The organism is Actinomadura sp. NPDC049382 (assembly GCF_040677125.1).
In the GTDB taxonomy this organism is placed as follows: Bacteria; Actinomycetota; Actinomycetes; order Streptosporangiales; family Streptosporangiaceae; genus Spirillospora; species Spirillospora geliboluensis.
In genome coordinates this window covers 61707-76709 of sequence record NZ_JBFARO010000010.1, presented here as the reverse complement: position 1 = coordinate 76709, position 15003 = coordinate 61707, and the positions used below count along the sequence as shown (strand labels likewise).

The window sequence follows — 15003 nt, the reverse complement described above, 5'->3', positions numbered from 1 at the left end:
TACGACGCCAAGATCATCGGTGATGGCTGCCCACCCGCAGATCTTTCTGGACGGCGAGCCGCGCGGCGGCGATCCCGACCTCACCCAGCAGCCCCGGCGCGGCGGACTGATCGGTGGCCACGGCGAGCCCGCCGCCGCGCTCGACGGCCGGACGGTCGCGCCAGGTCGTCCCCGGCAGATCCAGGGCTCCACTGCACTGCGTGCGCAGCGCGCCGCGCCGCCACGACACCGCAGCGCGCCAGCCTGGCCAAGCCTGGTCGAGGAGACGCTGCACTCGCCGCTCGACATCGGTCTTGCGCTCGTCGGGGGTGCACGCAGCCGAGATCTGGACGAGCTCGTGGCCAGGAGGCGCCAACGTCGGGTCGGCCATGCTGTAGCGGGCGACGTAGATCCGCTCGTCCAGGTCCATGATCCGGAACCAGTCGGGGCCACCGCCAACCCGCATGCCCAGGTCGAACGTTGCCACGCGGGCGCCGGGCCAGGCGAGCGATCCGTCGCCGGTGATCTGCCGCGCCGAGGCGAGGCTGGTCGCCAGGATCGTCGGGCCTGCGGGCAGCGCGGACACCCTCGTCCGAGTACATATCTCCACGCCGAGACCGGCGGCCCGCTCGGCGAGCAACGAAACCAGGACGGACCACCCGCCGACCACATACCGCGCGCCACCGGCGAGCGCCCGGCGAAGCCCCTGCCGGACGAAGGCGGCCGAGAGCCGTCCCGGATCATGATCGAAGGTGAAGATGAAGGCGACCCCGATGATCGCCTCGGCCGTCCTCGCATCGACATGGCGGAGCAGCCACCCCCGGAACGACTCGTCCACCGGTGCCTCCTCGGGCAGCCCGCCGATGGCCTCGCTGAGTTCGGACGGCCAGGGCCCGAGCCGGCCGCCCACCCGGACGAGACCGGCACCGCGCGGAGCCGCCACGACGGGCGGCGTGAGGCCGCGGTGCTCCAGCCACGTCCACCATGGCCCGTCCACGTAGAGCGCGTGGGGACCGGCGTTGGCCCGGTAGGGGCCGTCCAGCGTGCGCGCCCGTCCGCCCGGCTCGGAATGTGCCTCGGCGACGGTCACCCGCCGGCCGAGCTCGGCCGCCTCGATCGCCGCGGTCAGCCCTGTCAGCCCCGCCCCGATGATCGTCAGTTCTGGTGCCACGAGGGAGCCCTTCTCTGCGGTGTTTCCTCCTCTCGAAGGTGGCGGGGAACCTTGGGAAGGTTCCGAAGTACCTTCCCAACGTGGATCCGGAGATCGTCGCGGCCGCTCAGCGAGGGGACGCGCTCGCGCTGGACCGGCTGCTCGACGAGCTGGCCCCGTACGTCCGCCGCCTGTGCGCGCGGATCGCCCCGGCGGCGGCCGACGACGCGATGCAGGAGGCCCTCCTCGCCGTCTTCCGGGGGCTCCCTTCCCTGGACGCCCCCGAAGCGATCATGACTTGGACGCGGTCGATCGCCGTCCGCACGGCCATCCGCCTGGCCCGCCGCCACGACACGGAGATCGCCGCGGAGGAGACGGTCATCGACCGCGGCGCGTCCTCCCTCGAAGGACTGGTGGACATCGACGACGCCCTGGCGCGCCTTCCCGTCTCCCAGCGCGCCGTACTGGTCCTGCGCACGCGCGAGGGCCTCAGCGAGGACGAGATCGCCGCCACTCTGGGCATCGCGAAGGGCACCGTGAAGTCCCGGCTGCATCGGGCCAGGGCCGCGTTCCGGGAGGTATGGGAATCGTGACCGCCATCGACCCGATCGACCGCCTCACCATCCTCGCGGCCGCGCTACCAGGCGCCGCCATCGGCCAACGCCGCCTCGCCGTCCCTTTCGACGACGTATGGCAGGTCATCGAAGCCCTGGAGGAAAACCTTCCCCGCTACGAACCGGGCCTAGCCCACGTCCACATCACCGAACGGCACGGCGAATTCCTCCGCCTACAGGTGCACCACACCACCGGCCACGAGGACTCGATGGAAGCCAGACTCCGTCCGGGCTGGTGCCTGATGCAGTCACCCACGGTCGTAGTCGCCTTCGCCGCCCGCCCAGAAGGCGACGAGACCCTGCTGGCCCACCTGGAACACCGACGCACCGCGCCCCAACCGCACGACCCCGCCCTCGCGAAGATCGACAAGGAGCTCCGAACCATCGAAAGACTCGCCCGCGCCACCTGAGACGTCCCACAAGTATTCCTTGACAAGAATATTCTCTGCGAGGAATACTTTGGGGCATGGACGCAGCACTCCTCACCGCACTGGCCGACCCGGCCCGCTGGCGGCTCGTGAGCCTGTTGGCCGAGCGCCCCCGCTCGGTCGGCGTCCTGGCGCAACTCGCCGAGGCGCGCCAGCCGCAGACGACCAAGCACCTGCAGACCCTCGAACGCGCCGGCCTCGTCACCTCCCAGCGCTCCGGCCAGCGCCGCATCTACGCGCTCCGGCCCGGCCCGCTGCGAGACCTGGCGGCGGCGCTGAACCGGCTCGCCGACACCGCGGACCGGACCGGCGGCCCCTACGAGACCTTCGACCGCTACGGCGCGAACCTCGACGCCGAGCGACGCGCCGCCGAGACCGAGAGGTGGGCCGACGGCCGCTCGTTCCGGTTCGCCCGCTCCCTGCCGGCCCGCAGCGAACTGGTCTGGCGGCACCTGACCGAGGAGACCCTGCTGAGCCGCTGGTGGGCGCCCGAAGGCTTGCGCATCTCCGAACTCGTCTTCCAGACGATCCCCGGAGGCCGGATCGTCCTCGCCTACCGCGACGCCGAGGACACCACCGACTCGGACGACGTCGTCGGCCGTGCGGAAGGAGCCGTCGAGGACGTCCTCCCCGGCGAACGCCTCTCCTACCGGCTGTCCCCGCTGCTTCCCGACGGCGGCCTCGCCTTCACCGCCCACATCGCCTTCGAACTGCGGCCCACCGACACCGGCACGCACCTGGACGCCCACTGGCGGCTCACCGACAGCACCGTCCAGTCCGCCGACTCCATCGCCGGCATCGAGATCGGCTTCGGCCAGAGCCTCGACAAGCTCGCGGCCCTCCTGGCCGCCTAGAACACAAGGAGCTTCCCATGGGACGACTGATCATCAACGTTGCCATGACCGTCAACGGCGCCTTCGAGGCCCCCGCGGCCGAGCCGCAGGGATGGCTCGTCACCGACCCCGACAGCATGCAGTCCGGCCGCGAGATGTGGGAGGCGGCCGACGCCATGGTGCTCGGCCGCAAGACCTACGAGGGACTGTCCGTCGTCTGGCCCCAGCTCGCCGAGGTGCCCGGCTTCGAGGCGTACGCGGCCCGCATGAACGGCATGCCCAAGTACGTCGCGTCCAGGTCGCTGACCGGACCCCTGGACTGGAACGCCACCCTGCTCGAAGGCGACCTAGCCGAAAGCATGAACCGCCTCAAGGAAGAGCACGCCGGCAACCTGATCGCCCCCAGCGCCGGCGAACTCACCCGCGCCCTCATCGCCACCGACCTCGTCGACGAGTTCTGGTTCAACGTCAGCCCCTACCTGTGGGCGACGGGCCCCCGCATCTTCGACGAGATCGGCCCCGTCCGCCTGCAACTCGTCAACACCACGACCTTCCCCTCAGGCGTAGTCCGCCTCTGCTACCGCCCCACCAAGTAACCCCCCCGGTGCTGGTGCCCACCCAGGGCACCAGCACCGACCGCAGCACCACAGAACCCGCACCAACGAAGCCCGCGAAGCCCAACCGACGACCCGCTACAACCACCGCTTCAACTCACCCAAAAGCACCCGAAACGCAACCGGATCGAGGAGCAGCCTGGGCCCGTCCAGATCCTTGGAGTCCCAGACGGCCACAGCCTCGGTTAGGACGACCAACTCGACGCCCGAGCCGCCGTGATCGTTGCTTTGCTGCACTTTACGCCACTTCACTTGCTTCACAGCGACCACTCCTCCTGCGGGAGTGCATGAAGCTAAGCGTGCATCGCGTCTTGACGCGGGATGGTCCTAACCGAGCAACCTGCGCGATGTGGCTCGTCGGGGTTATCGCTGCTTGAGGTCGCTCAGGAGTGCGCGGAATGCGGTTGGACGGAGGAGGAGTTTGGGAGTCGGCCCTGGCTCTAGCGTTGGTGCGCGGCGCGGGAGCCGTCCAGATGTGCCATGGCCCCGGTCGTGCGACCGGGGCTGGCCACCTGACCTGTTGAGGAGCTACCGCTGCTTGAGGTCGCTCAGGAGTGCGCGGAATGCGGCCGAGGTGAGAAGTATTTTTGGTCCGTCCGGGTCTCGGGAATCCCGGATTGCCGCCCTGCCGCCAAGTTCCGCCAACTCGACGCAGGCGCCACCTTTGTCGTCACTGTGGCGAGACTTGTGCCAGCTCGGGGTCACGCTCGAGTCCACTCGTCCATCACCTTCTTGATGTACGTCCGTGAGTCGTCGACGCACAGCGCCTTAGCCTGCAACATAGTGAACGAGCCTACGACGAAGAGGATCTCCTTCGGCTCGACTGACGTGACGCCGCCCGTTGCCGTCTCCATGTAGAGCAACTCCTCGCCGGTCGCCTGCGTCGCGATGTTGAACGACCCGCTTACCCCGCGATAGTAGGCCGTGGGCGCCACCTGCAGACTGATGTTCTCGCGATGGGAAACCTCGAGCAGGTATTCGAGTTGCTGCCGCATCACCGTCGAGTCTCCGACGCGGCGGCGCAGAACGCTCTCGCTGAGTACCACACCGATAGTGGGAGGGGTTCTCACCTGAAAGACGGCTTCTTGCCGCCTCATCCGAGCCGCGACCGAGGCATCGGTTAGCAGCAAGGCCCGAGCGTATGACTCGAGCTGGAACAAGCCGTAGACGAAGGTCGCCTCGTAGGCGCGTAGGAGCTCGGCTGAAGCTTCAGCCTCCGAGTAGTCGGCGAAGAACTTCGGGTAGGTCGCCGAGCGGAGGTGCTTGGTCCAGGCCGCGGTGAGCTGCTCGCCCGTGTCCAGGGCCTGGTCCATGCGCTGGGCGAACTCCTTGCGGCAGCGCGTATTGCCGCTCTCCACCTGTGAGATGTACGAGGGGGTCACTGCCACTCGCTTGGCGAGTTCCGTGCGGGTGATGCTCGCGTCTTCACGCAGGCGTCGGACTTCCACGCCGAAGGCCTTAAGGGCGGGGGATGGCTTGCGCTTGGCCATGGCGGGGGGCCTCCAGCACTTTTGAAGTGTCCTTGAGTGGTTGTAAGTCCTTGGTGTGCGTCTCCGAGCTTGCATAGTCAAGTTACGCCCCGGAGTGGACTCTGTTCGCAGAGTCATGGAAATCCGGAGGTGATCGTTTATGCAGGGGCGCGCGGAGATCGTCGTCCCGGTTCGGGCGGAGTCGGTCAAAACGGCTCGGGACTGGACGGGGGACGTCCTGGAAAGGTGGGGGCTGGACGCCTACGTGGCGCAGGTCGTGGTGTCGGAGCTCCTCACCAACGTCCTGCAGCACACCGGTTGTGCCTCGGCGACAGTGCGGCTCATCCAGGCGGACAGGGGCATCGTCGTGGAGGTGTGCGACTCCTCCGACGTCCTGCCGGCCGCGGGCTCGGCGGATCTGCTGAGCGAGGACGGACGCGGACTGGCCATGCTCGGCGCACTCGTCAAGGAGTGGGGCGCGCAGCCGCTCGGAGGCGGCGGGAAGGCAGTGTGGGCGCTTCTGCCCGACGGGACGGCGTGAACGAGGCCGACGCGCTGGCTCGGCTGCGGACGCGCTTTCCCGGCTGGGCCGTGTCGGTGGAGCGCGGCATGTGGCGGGCCTCGGGAATGCGGCGCATCTCGGCGTCGTCGCCGGACCTGCTGGAGGCGGCGATGCGCGGCGAACCGCCGTTCTCCGACGACCTCTCAGCGCGCAGGGTGAGAATTGGGCGCACCGGCGCTTTGGTGAGGCGCGGCCTCTCTCAGGATTCCCTCGCGCGGGGGATCGGCTCCGGTCGTGCGGGGGAGTTGGGCGGCGGGCGTTGCGGCGAGCGTAGAGGCATGCGACGTCACGAAGCAGCCGATGTGCACACTGACCCTGTGATTCCGCGCCGGGCCCGCTGGATCGCCTACGCCGTCCCCCTGTGCGTGCTGCCGTCCTCGGTCTTCCGGCTTACGCTGACGCCGGACGACGCGACTCTCGGTGAGGCGATTTACATCCCGGCGCTCAGTGCCGTGTCCTTCGCTTTCGCTCTGCTTGCGCTCGGGCTGGTGCGGCCCTGGGGCGAGACCGTCCCCCGCTGGGTCCCATTCGCAGCCGGACGGACGATCCCAACGCGCATGGTGGTGGTCCCGTTCGCCACGGCCGCGGTGCTGATCACCCTGCTGTCCGCCTACGGCGGGCTGAACGCGGTGTTCGGGTTCGTGGATTCGGCACCGGTGCTCATCGGCAAGGAGGGCCCGGATCGTCCGGCGAGCTCCGAAGACATCGGCCCGCTCGGCGTCGCCTCGTACGCGCCCTTGCTGGCCTGGGGGCCGCTCCTCGGAGTAGCGACACTGTCCTACTACCGCCGCCGCACATCCGCGCGCCCCGCACAGGCATCGGTCCCGCCAATGGACAGTTTGGCTGGGACCTCGAAAGGGCACCGCTCGTGAAAGCGGGCCCTACCTGGAAAGGGTCAGCGTCCGGCGCCGACCGCGGCGGCGATGACGGATGTGATCAGGCCGCCGGTGACCTCCCAGAAGTCCGGGCGGTCGTATGGGCGGCCGTGCACGGACGGCTCAGTCTTCCAAAACCTCGATCAGCGGGGCCGAACCCTGGTTGACCGTCCCCATCGCCTCCTGTGACACCCCGTCGCGTTCGCCTGTGATCCGCATGGGGGAGATCGATGTCACGAGGTAGGTGCCGGGGGCGAGAGTCCTGGGACCCGGAATTCGAAGCGTGTACGTTTGGGTCCACTTGCTGTGGTAGGCGCAGTCGGCCTTGACGTAAGGCTCTGTTTTGCCGGTCAGCTTGTGAGTCGCCCGGACGAATACGGCGCCGGTTCCGGTGGGCAACTGCTTCGGCTTCGCCGGAGGTACGCGGTAGAAGGCCAGGTCGTACGAGGACTGGTTGGGCGAGTCGCTGTCGAGCCAGCCGAACTTGTAGTTGCCGGCGACGTCGTCGCGGTTCGGGTGTTCGCCGAAACACTGGCGACGTCCGCCGGGCAGGTATTTTCCGCCCAGTGGTGAGCGGGCCCGGAACAGTTGGACGAGCCGCAGTGACGAGCCGCGCTTCACTCTTGCCGGGGTGACCGTCATGGTCACGTCCATGGTGGGCGTATCGGACGCGGGCATGTTCGGCTGTCCCACGAGAATCCCCGGCCGGGTCCAGTGGGCGTGGATCCCGCCGTGGCTCTCACCGCCCACGCCGGGGCCGGAAGGCCAGAGGACGTAGGCGGCGATCACCGCGCCCACCCCGCCGACACCGATGCCCGCGATGCCCTTCGCTCCGCCGACCTTGCTCAGGACGCCCTTCGAGACGGAGGTGCCCGTCTTCGCCATCACGTCCATCGACGTGGCGCCTTGCGCGAGACCCGCCGACAGATGTCCTGCCGCCGTGGACGCCGCCGCGCCGGTCGCGGTAGCGCCGGGGGCCAGGAGAGCACCGCCGAGCATCGCCAGCGGGACGGCCGTCACCACCGTCGCGGCGATCGCGCCCAGCGCGAGGATTCCGCGGCGTTCCCAGTCGGGCCCGTAGGTCCGGACGGCGACGGTTTCCAGCTCGCTCACGAATTCGTAGGCGTTCCAGACTCGGTCGCCGGGGCTTCTCGCCAAGCCTCGCTGCACGAGTGGGTGCAGAGGCTCGGGCACACTCTCGAACGATGTGAAGCCTTCGTCGTGCGCGGCCCTCAGTTCGGCGAGGGTGGCGCCGCTGAAGGACTTCGTGCCGGTGACGCACTCAACGAAGACGCACGTCGCCGCGTACATGTCGGTCGCGGGAGTCGCGGGGTCGCCCGCCCATTGTTCGGGAGCCATGTAGGCGGGTGTCCCCGACCGGCCGCCCTGCCCGGTGAGGACGGCGATCCCGAAGTCGATGAGTTTACTCTGACCGTCGTCCTGGACGAGGACGTTCCCGGGCTTGTAGTCGCGGTGGACGACCCCGGCCCCGTGCGCGGCCCCCAAGCCGAGCAGCGAGCCCTTCAACGTCGCTAATGCGGCTTCGGGCGCCAGTGGCCCATTGTGCTCGTCCAATACCTTCCGGAGCGGACGGCCCGGCACCGCCTCCAGAATGAGCGCCGCTCCCCAAGGGGATTCCAGGTAGTCGAGTAATCGCGCCACATGCGGGTCGTTCACCCGCTTGAGCATCTGCGCCTCGTCGCGGAAGACGCTCCTGGCGGCCGTGTCGCCGAGCAGGTCGGCGGCAAGGTACTTGATCGCGACCGGCGGCCCGCCGGACTCGTGCCGGGCGAGGACGACCTCACCCTGCGCGCCTGTTCCCAGCTGCGCGATCTCGACGAACCCCGGCAGTCGACGTCGTTGCTCTGTCACTGGCCCGTGTTCGTCTGGATCTCGCTGACCACCAGCGGTGTAGCGGGCGAGGGCATGGACTCGTTGCCCAGGGTGCCCCCTTGCGGATCGCACGCGGGCCCCGCACAGGTCCAGGTGAGTTCCCAGGTGACGGTCGCGGTGATCTTGTAGGTGCCGCCGGGTTCCCCGGCGGACGACCGCCGGTAGGTGTAGCTGCAGGTACTTCCGTCCTTGCGGCCGGCGTCCTTGCAGGTCTTCTGCGTCTCACCGAGGTTCCAGGTGACGGAAACGGGTGTGGCCGTGGCCTGGATCATCTGCCCGCCGCCGCCGATCGGCTGGGTCTTCACCACGTCGAAGCCCTCCACCCACAGGGCGGTCCGGACGCGGACATAGGTCTTGTCGGACGGCGCGGTGTGGACCGTGGGCGTCGGCAGCTCCGCCGCGCTCTGCGCCGCTCTCACCCAGTCGAGGGTGGTGGGCGCCGCCGGCGCTGTTGGCCCGCCCCCTTCGACCGGAATGAATCCCGGGGCCTCGCCGTCCGTCAGACCTTCGGGGTCGGGCGGTTCCACGGGACCGGAGGCTCCGCCCCCGGAGGGGGAGCCCTGCCCGCCGGAGCCGCCGGACCCGGTCCCTCCGTCGCTCCAGTGGCAGCCGAACGGATTCCCCTTCTTGCAGTCGTCGGCCTGAGCGGCGGTGGCGCTCAGCAGGGGTGTTGCGAGGGCGACCACGAGGATGGCGGCGGAGCTCACGGCGCGGTGGGCTCGGAGGGTGCGAGGCATCGTGTGTCCTTGCCTGCCGGCGGTCAGCATTTGTCGTCCCGGACGAAGGCGGCGGCCTTCCAGACGCCGGAGTCGTACTGGAGGGTCGTCCGGAAGACCCGGGCGTCGCCCGGCCCTCCGTCGATGCGCTTACCGGTCCTGGCCGAGTACCGGTAGCTGAGAAGGGTGCGGATGCAGTCGATGACGTAGACCTTCGTGCTGTCCTTGGACCTGGCGTAGACGCGCGGATTGAAGGTGCTGCTGAAGCGCCAGATCTCGCCCTTGGCCTTGACCGTCTCCACTTCCTTCGTGACCTCGGTCAGGAGGGGGTCCATGGCGACGTCGGCCAGGCCGGACGGGTCGTTGGTGTCGTACGCCTTCTTGTAGGCGTCCTGGTAGGCGCGGTAGCGCTTGAGGACGGTCTTGAACAGCTCCTCCGTCGGGACGGCCGAGGGGGCGTCGGCGACCTGCGAGGGGGTGGCGGCGCCGTTGTCCAGGGAGCCGTTCGGGTCGAGCCGGCCGTTGGAGGACGGGCCGGACGATCCGCACCCGGCGACGGCGAGGAGGGACGCGACGGCGAGCAGGGAGGCGGCGCGGCTTGACCGGAGCGGGGAGGAACGTACCAACCGGGCGCGCATCGTCTTCCTTGAGCGGCAGCCGACAACGGGGCGGAATACGCGGAAAGCTTACAGAGGAGCGTGGGGCGGGAAAAGGGATTCGTTGCGAAACAGTTTGACCTCGACCTTGGTTGAGGTAGCACGCTGGCGGTGCCACCACTGACAGGAGGGGTTCTGATGCGTGCGGTGTGGTTGAAGGAGTTCGGCGGACCTGAGGTGCTCGTCCCCGGGGAGGCGCCCGATCCGGCGCCCGACGAGGGGCAGGCGCTCATCGACGTCGAGTTCGTCAACATCACGTTCGTGGAGACGCAGATGCGGTCCGGGACGGGGCCGGCGCCGGTGAAGCTGGAGCCGCCCGTGATCCCCGGGAACGGGGTCGGGGGTGTGGTCGCGGCGGTCGGCGAGGGTGTGGACGCGGGGCTCGTCGGGCGGCGCGTCGTGAGCAGTACCGGGGGCAGTGGCGCCTACGCGGAGAAGGTGGCCGTCGACGCCGAGGGCCTGTTCGAGGTGCCGGACGGTCTCGCGCTCGATGACGCCGTGGCGCTGCTCGCCGACGGCCGGACGGCGACGATGATGGTCGGCGCGGCCGGTGTGCGTGCGGGGGAGCGGGTGCTGGTGGAGGCGGCGGCCGGTGGGGTCGGGACGCTGCTCGTCCAGTTGGCGAAGGCGCGGGGTGCGGCGGTCGTCGCGGCGGCCGGGGGTGCGAGCAAGGCCGAGGTCGCGATGGGTCTCGGCGCGGACGAGGCGGTCGACTACCGCGAGCCCGGCTGGGCCGGGAAGGTCGGTCCGGTGGACGTCGTGTTCGACGGTGTCGGCGGTGATGTGGCGCGGGAGGCGTTCACGCTGCTGCGGAGCGGTGGCCGCATGGTCAGTTTCGGGCTGGCGTCCGGTGAGTGGGCGAGCATCCCGGAGGAGGACGCCGCGGGACGGGGGGTGACGCTCGTCCGGCCGCAGGCCACGCCTGAGCAGCTCCGGGAGTTCACCGTGAGCGCGCTTGAGGAGGCGGCCCAGGGGCGGCTTCGTCCGGTCATCGGTCGGCGGTTCCCGCTTGAGGGGGCGGCCGACGCGCACCGGGCGATCGAGTCGCGGTCGACCGTCGGTAAGACGCTGCTGGAGGTCCGGCCGGGCTAGGCGACCTTCTTCAAGAACGTCTGGAGGTTGGCTTCATAGGCCGACGGGTCGACGTTCCACGATTCGGTGTGGTCGCCCGGTGTGGGGATGTGCGTCACAATTCCGGGCGGTGCCGTGCGGGCGAAGGTGTAGGCGGGGCCGTTATCGACTGTGGCGTCGTCCCTGGTGGTGAAGAGGAGTACGGGGGTGCGCAGGCGGGGTGCGAAGCGGCGCTGGTCGTAGTCGGCCAGGTCGATGCCGATGCGCCATTCCAGGACTTGCTTGGCCACGTCCGTCATGAAGCCCGGCAGGTTGCGGGCGGCGCCCTGCTTGTCCAGGGTGGCGCTCCAGTCGAGCACGGGAGAGTCCAGGACGACGCCCCGCACGAACGACGGGTCCTTGCGCAGGGCCGTCATCACCATCGCGCCGCCCATCGACCATCCGTACAGGACGACGCCGGTCGCGCCGTGTGCGCGCGCATAGCCCATCGCGGAGATGACGTCCTGCCACTCGGTGTCGCCGAGATGGTTCTTGCGGTCGCCGGATGAAGGCGCGCCCACGTCGTTGCGGTACGCGATGGCCATCAGCGGCATGCCCATCTCGTGCACCGACTTCATGACGCGGAAGGTCTCCGCCTTGTCGGCGTTCCGTCCGTGGACGGCGATGACCCATGTCCCCTTAGAGGACGCTCCAGGCACCAGCCACGCCGGCATGGGCCCCGCCTTGGACGGATACGTGACGTCCTCGAAGGGCAGCCCCACGGCCGTCTTGGGGTCGCCGTCGTACATCCAGTGGTCGATGGCGGCGGGCACGCCCTTCACCAGGGAGCCCGACAGGACGGACGAGACCTTCCGGACGACATGCCCGTCATCGCCCCCGACGACCGGCCCGAGCACGGCGCGGCCGTCCTTCCAGACGAGCGACCACGTCCCGGGGCGCTCGGTCACCGGGACGCGGGGGAGGGTGACGGTGCCGTCCGCCGCGTCCACGATGGTGAGCGGGTACTCGGCGGTGTGGTCGACCTCGATCGCGACGCCCGCGAAGTACCAGCCCACCCCGCCGACCGCCGCGGACAGCAGCACGGCGAGCGCGACGAACGTCGCCATCAGCGGGCGGACGAGGCGGCGGCGCCGCGGGCGGACCGGCGGTTCGGGCGGCGCCGGTGCCGGGGATTCTGGGGCTTCGGTCGACACGACATACGAAGTTAGCTTCTCCCGGGCGCCGCGAAAGCCCGGGTCACCCCGTGGTGCGGATCATCTGCCGGTCAGGTGCCATCAAGGGAACCCCCGGTGTACCCCTCAGGCGGTGCCGATGGCGGACACCAGGCCCAGCGCGAGCACCAGGTCCAGGTGGATGAACGTCTCCAGCTTCGCGCCCGGCGGCACGTCGGGGTCGGCGGCGAGCCGGTCGAGGACGGCGAACGCGCCCGGGGTGTCCAGGTCGTCGGCGAGCGCGGCCTCCGCCCGGGTTGCGTACTCCCGGTTCATGGGACGGCCCGGAGCCGTCGCCCATTCGGCGACCTTGCCGCGCCAGCCGTTCAGTCGTTCGGCCGCAGCGGAGAGACGTGCGTCGGTGAGGTCGGCAGGCTCCCGGTAGGGGACTTCCAGCATCGCCAGGCGGGCCGCCACCGCGTCCGTGGGTCGCGGGCCCGTCTCGGTGGGCACCGTTAGGCACAGGGCGTCCACAGCGGTGTCCGCGGAGACGTACACGTCGGCGTCGGGGAGGGGCGCGTCGAGCACCTCGAACGGGGCGACGCCGTAGTCAGCGGAGGCGCCGCCATCAAGGGTGCTCACCAGGCGGACGCGGCGCCCGCCCCGCTGCGCCACCCGGCGCAGCAGGTCCGCGACCACCAGCGTGCGGTACCCCGCACCGGGCAGGGCCTGGACGCGCAGTCCCGGCCCGGCCGGTAGCGGCTCCGTGCGTCCCGTCCGGTGGTCGTACAAGCGCAGCATGACCCCCACCCTAGGCGGGCCTCTGCGCGAGGCTCAGAGCGGGCGGTCGGACGCCAGGGGGCCGAACGGCAGCGGCGCGGCCCCGTCCGTGCGGCGGACGGCGGCGAACCGCAGCCGCACGTAGTCGGCGACCCAGCCGGACTCGCGGCGCAGCGCGGGCGCGGCGAGGTCGTTGACGCGGTCGAGCAGCGGGTCGACCATCTCCGGCGGGACGTCCGCGAGCGCGCGCCCGGCGTAGGCGCGGACCCAGTCGGCGGCGCCGTTCGGGCCCTCGGTCATCCGGGTCGGGCGCTCGGCGTGCTCCAGCAGCCGCAGCGTGAACCCGCCGTCCTCCAGCTTCGCCGCGTACTCGGCCGGCGAGGGGAAGTACCAGGGCAGCTCCGGCTCGCCCAGGCCGAACACCCGCCAGGCCGTCTGCATCGCGACGATCAGCTCGGCGCAGTTCCCGGCGCCGCCCATCTCGCCGACGAACCGGCCGCCGGGGCGCAGCGCCGCGTGCACCCGCGCGATCACGGCGTCGGGGTCGCGGGTCATCCAGTGCAGCGCCGCGTTGGAGGCGACCGCGTCGAAGGACTCCCCGACGGCGAAGTCGTGGGCGTCGCCGACGATGAAGGACAGCCCGGGTTGCATGGCGATCGCCTGCGCGACCATCTCGGGGCTGCCGTCGATGCCCAGCACCTCGGCGCCCCGCTCGGCGATCTCCGCGCTGAACGCCCCGGTGCCGCACCCGAGGTCGATGATCCGTTCGCCGGGCTGCGGATCGAGCAGATCGACCAGGGGCGCGCCGTGCGCGGAGACGTACCCGAAGACGGAGTCGTACGTCGTCACGGCCCAATTCACTGTCATAATTTATCGGAGAAAGTCCTGCGAGGAGGCGGCGTTGGGAATGGCGGACGTCACGTCCGAGGTCCGGATCACCGGAGCCGAGCGTCCGGACGGCCTGACGCTGCGCACCGCCGGCCTGGCCGCGCGGGGCCTGCCGGAGCTGCGCGCCGAGGGCCTGCCGCCCTATCTGGGGGACGGCTGGGCGCGCGTCCTCGGTCTCGCGGCGCAGCGGCTCGCGGCGACCGGCGAGCCGCCCGACGAGCTCGCCCCCGGCGTCGAGATCCGGTTCGAGCCCGCCGGGGACGGGGCGCTCGTCGCCGTCCCGCCGCCGGGGCGCGACGCCGCCGAGTGGCGCCGGGACGTGCTGCTCCGGCTGTTCCCCGAGGCCCGAAGCTGAAGGCTCGTTCTAGAATCGAGTTCTGTCCAGCGTGAGAGGGGCTCGCAGGTGCCGTACCAGGAGCAGGTGTCGTACCGGGAGATCGAGTACGAGGTTCGCGACGGGATCGCCACCGTCACGCTGAACCGCCCGCAGAAGATGAACGCCTACACGTTCACCATGCGCAACGAGATGCTCGACGCCTTCGACCGCATCGACGCCGACGACGACGTGCGCGCCGTCGTGGTGACCGGCGCGGGCCGCGCGTTCTGCGCGGGCGCCGACCTGAGCGGCGGCGGCGACACCTTCGACAAGGAGAAGTCGAAGGACATGTTCGCCGGCGAGGACGACGTCCTGGAGGACGGCACCCCGCGCGACGGCGGCGGCACGGTGGCGCTGCGCATCGCCCGCTGCCTCAAGCCCGTCATCGGCGCGTTCAACGGCGCCGCGGTCGGCGTCGGCGTCACCATGACCCTCCCGATGGACGTCCGGCTCGCCAGCGAGAAGGCCAAGTTCGGCTTCGTGTTCGCGCGGCGCGGCATCGTCACCGAGGCCGCGTCCAGTTGGTTCCTGCCGCGCCTCGTCGGGATCGCGCAGGCCATGGAGTGGGCCGCGACGGGCCGCGTGTTCGACGCGCAGGAGGCCCTCGCGGGCCGCCTGGTCTCCCGCGTCTACGCGCCGGACGAGCTGCTCCCCGCCGCCTACGCCCTCGCCCGCGAGATCGCCGACAACACCTCGGCGGTGTCGGTCGCCGCGATCCGCCGCCTGATGTGGTCGGGCCTGTCCGCCCCGTCCCCGTGGGACGCGCACGCCGCCGACTCCCGGCTGATGGCCGCGCTCGGCGGCGGCGCCGACGCGGTCGAGGGCGTCTCGTCCTTCCTGGAGAAGCGCGACGCCGCCTTCCCGATGCGCGTCAGCAAGGACCTCCCGGCCGAAGTGCCCGACTGGCCCGTCCGCTGACCGCCGCCCGGCGGCCGTCCGCGAGGGCGG

At 70.5% G+C, this 15003-nt stretch carries 19 protein-coding genes; 9 read left to right on the top strand and 10 right to left on the bottom strand.

The features are described 5' to 3' along the window. Positions 1-13: 13 nt before the first annotated feature. Positions 14-1150 (bottom strand): FAD-dependent oxidoreductase, encoded by a 1137-nt coding sequence (locus AB0K34_RS09550; RefSeq protein WP_364547009.1) that lies wholly within the window; start codon positions 1148-1150, stop codon positions 14-16. Positions 1151-1230: 80 nt separating this feature from the next. Here AB0K34_RS09550 and AB0K34_RS09545 point away from each other — a divergent pair, with 80 nt between their 5' ends. From AB0K34_RS09545 to AB0K34_RS09530, 4 genes are read left to right on the top strand one after another with little or no spacing between them, the layout of a single operon-like run. Beyond that, complete coding sequence (locus AB0K34_RS09545) at positions 1231-1722, top strand: RNA polymerase sigma factor (protein WP_364547007.1); 492 nt, start codon at positions 1231-1233, stop codon at positions 1720-1722. Then, positions 1719-2153 (top strand): hypothetical protein, encoded by a 435-nt coding sequence (locus tag AB0K34_RS09540; RefSeq protein WP_364547004.1) that lies wholly within the window; start codon positions 1719-1721, stop codon positions 2151-2153. Before AB0K34_RS09545 ends, AB0K34_RS09540 begins: the two co-directional genes overlap by 4 nt. 56 nt (positions 2154-2209) lie before the next feature. Continuing rightward, the gene (locus tag AB0K34_RS09535; protein ID WP_364547002.1) at positions 2210-3025 is read left to right on the top strand and encodes a metalloregulator ArsR/SmtB family transcription factor; all 816 of its coding nucleotides are present in this window, start codon (positions 2210-2212) and stop codon (positions 3023-3025) included. 17 nt (positions 3026-3042) lie between these two features. Then, the gene (locus tag AB0K34_RS09530; RefSeq protein WP_364546999.1) at positions 3043-3600 is read left to right on the top strand and encodes a dihydrofolate reductase family protein; all 558 of its coding nucleotides are present in this window, start codon (positions 3043-3045) and stop codon (positions 3598-3600) included. 96 nt (positions 3601-3696) lie between these two features. Here AB0K34_RS09530 and AB0K34_RS09525 read toward each other — a convergent pair whose 3' ends face one another. The 3 genes from AB0K34_RS09525 to AB0K34_RS09515 form a co-directional block, all read right to left on the bottom strand. Beyond that, on the bottom strand, positions 3697-3879 hold the full coding sequence (locus AB0K34_RS09525; protein WP_364546996.1) for a DUF397 domain-containing protein: 183 nt from the start codon (positions 3877-3879) through the stop codon (positions 3697-3699). A 267-nt stretch (positions 3880-4146) separates the two neighbouring features. Further along, entirely contained in the window at positions 4147-4323 is a 177-nt protein-coding gene (locus tag AB0K34_RS09520; protein ID WP_364547080.1) for a DUF397 domain-containing protein, read from the bottom strand. Beyond that, on the bottom strand, positions 4320-5108 hold the full coding sequence (locus AB0K34_RS09515; RefSeq protein ID WP_364546993.1) for a helix-turn-helix transcriptional regulator: 789 nt from the start codon (positions 5106-5108) through the stop codon (positions 4320-4322). The genes AB0K34_RS09520 and AB0K34_RS09515 overlap by 4 nt, the downstream gene beginning before the upstream one ends. 139 nt (positions 5109-5247) lie before the next feature. Here AB0K34_RS09515 and AB0K34_RS09510 point away from each other — a divergent pair, with 139 nt between their 5' ends. Together AB0K34_RS09510 and AB0K34_RS09505 are read left to right on the top strand one after the other, a co-directional pair. After that, entirely contained in the window at positions 5248-5628 is a 381-nt protein-coding gene (locus AB0K34_RS09510; protein WP_364546990.1) for an ATP-binding protein, read from the top strand. Next, positions 5625-6521 carry a hypothetical protein gene (locus tag AB0K34_RS09505; protein ID WP_364546987.1) on the top strand — a complete coding sequence of 299 codons (897 nt, stop codon included), beginning with the start codon at positions 5625-5627 and terminating at the stop codon, positions 6519-6521. The genes AB0K34_RS09510 and AB0K34_RS09505 overlap by 4 nt, the downstream gene beginning before the upstream one ends. A gap of 126 nt (positions 6522-6647) precedes the next feature. On the opposite strand, the gene AB0K34_RS09500 is transcribed toward AB0K34_RS09505, so the two are convergent. The 3 genes from AB0K34_RS09500 to AB0K34_RS09490 are packed head-to-tail and all read right to left on the bottom strand — an operon-like array spanning position 6648 to position 9771. Further along, positions 6648-8396 carry a serine/threonine-protein kinase gene (locus tag AB0K34_RS09500; RefSeq protein ID WP_364547077.1) on the bottom strand — a complete coding sequence of 583 codons (1749 nt, stop codon included), beginning with the start codon at positions 8394-8396 and terminating at the stop codon, positions 6648-6650. Beyond that, positions 8393-9154: a hypothetical protein gene (locus AB0K34_RS09495; protein WP_364546984.1), complete on the bottom strand. Its 762-nt coding sequence runs from the start codon at positions 9152-9154 to the stop codon at positions 8393-8395. The genes AB0K34_RS09500 and AB0K34_RS09495 overlap by 4 nt, the downstream gene beginning before the upstream one ends. A 23-nt stretch (positions 9155-9177) precedes the next feature. Continuing rightward, a complete protein-coding gene (locus AB0K34_RS09490) occupies positions 9178-9771 on the bottom strand; it encodes a hypothetical protein (RefSeq protein ID WP_364546981.1) in 594 nt (197 codons plus the stop codon). Positions 9772-9927: 156 nt separating this feature from the next. On the opposite strand from AB0K34_RS09490, the gene AB0K34_RS09485 reads away from it, so the two are divergent. Next, positions 9928-10881: a zinc-binding dehydrogenase gene (locus AB0K34_RS09485; RefSeq protein ID WP_364546978.1), complete on the top strand. Its 954-nt coding sequence runs from the start codon at positions 9928-9930 to the stop codon at positions 10879-10881. Here AB0K34_RS09485 and AB0K34_RS09480 read toward each other — a convergent pair. The 3 genes from AB0K34_RS09480 to AB0K34_RS09470 form a co-directional block, all read right to left on the bottom strand. Beyond that, positions 10878-12053 carry an alpha/beta fold hydrolase gene (locus tag AB0K34_RS09480; protein ID WP_301175794.1) on the bottom strand — a complete coding sequence of 392 codons (1176 nt, stop codon included), beginning with the start codon at positions 12051-12053 and terminating at the stop codon, positions 10878-10880. The two genes, AB0K34_RS09485 and AB0K34_RS09480, sit on opposite strands and share 4 nt — an antisense overlap. A 105-nt stretch (positions 12054-12158) precedes the next feature. Next, positions 12159-12812, bottom strand: coding sequence for a hypothetical protein (locus tag AB0K34_RS09475; RefSeq protein WP_301175793.1), 654 nt, complete (start codon positions 12810-12812; stop codon positions 12159-12161). Between the two features lie 33 nt (positions 12813-12845). Then, entirely contained in the window at positions 12846-13640 is a 795-nt protein-coding gene (locus AB0K34_RS09470) for a methyltransferase domain-containing protein (protein WP_364546974.1), read from the bottom strand. Between the two features lie 58 nt (positions 13641-13698). On the opposite strand from AB0K34_RS09470, the gene AB0K34_RS09465 reads away from it, so the two are divergent. After that, a complete protein-coding gene (locus AB0K34_RS09465) occupies positions 13699-14034 on the top strand; it encodes a hypothetical protein (RefSeq protein ID WP_364546971.1) in 336 nt (111 codons plus the stop codon). A gap of 66 nt (positions 14035-14100) precedes the next feature. Continuing rightward, complete coding sequence (locus AB0K34_RS09460) at positions 14101-14973, top strand: crotonase/enoyl-CoA hydratase family protein (RefSeq protein ID WP_364547074.1); 873 nt, start codon at positions 14101-14103, stop codon at positions 14971-14973. Positions 14974-15003 lie beyond the last annotated feature (30 nt).

Excerpts from the sequence above, each read along its gene's own strand:
- AB0K34_RS09535 (WP_364547002.1), top strand. The coding sequence starts at position 2,210 with ATGGACGCAGCACTCCTCACCGCACTGGCCGACCCGGCCCGCTGGCGG.
- AB0K34_RS09530 (WP_364546999.1), top strand. The coding sequence starts at position 3,043 with ATGGGACGACTGATCATCAACGTTGCCATGACCGTCAACGGCGCCTTC.
- AB0K34_RS09515 (WP_364546993.1), bottom strand. The coding sequence starts at position 5,108 with ATGGCCAAGCGCAAGCCATCCCCCGCCCTTAAGGCCTTCGGCGTGGAA.
- AB0K34_RS09510 (WP_364546990.1), top strand. The coding sequence starts at position 5,248 with ATGCAGGGGCGCGCGGAGATCGTCGTCCCGGTTCGGGCGGAGTCGGTC.
- AB0K34_RS09495 (WP_364546984.1), bottom strand. The coding sequence starts at position 9,154 with ATGCCTCGCACCCTCCGAGCCCACCGCGCCGTGAGCTCCGCCGCCATC.
- AB0K34_RS09490 (WP_364546981.1), bottom strand. The coding sequence starts at position 9,771 with ATGCGCGCCCGGTTGGTACGTTCCTCCCCGCTCCGGTCAAGCCGCGCC.
- AB0K34_RS09485 (WP_364546978.1), top strand. The coding sequence starts at position 9,928 with ATGCGTGCGGTGTGGTTGAAGGAGTTCGGCGGACCTGAGGTGCTCGTC.
- AB0K34_RS09475 (WP_301175793.1), bottom strand. The coding sequence starts at position 12,812 with ATGCTGCGCTTGTACGACCACCGGACGGGACGCACGGAGCCGCTACCG.
- AB0K34_RS09465 (WP_364546971.1), top strand. The coding sequence starts at position 13,699 with ATGGCGGACGTCACGTCCGAGGTCCGGATCACCGGAGCCGAGCGTCCG.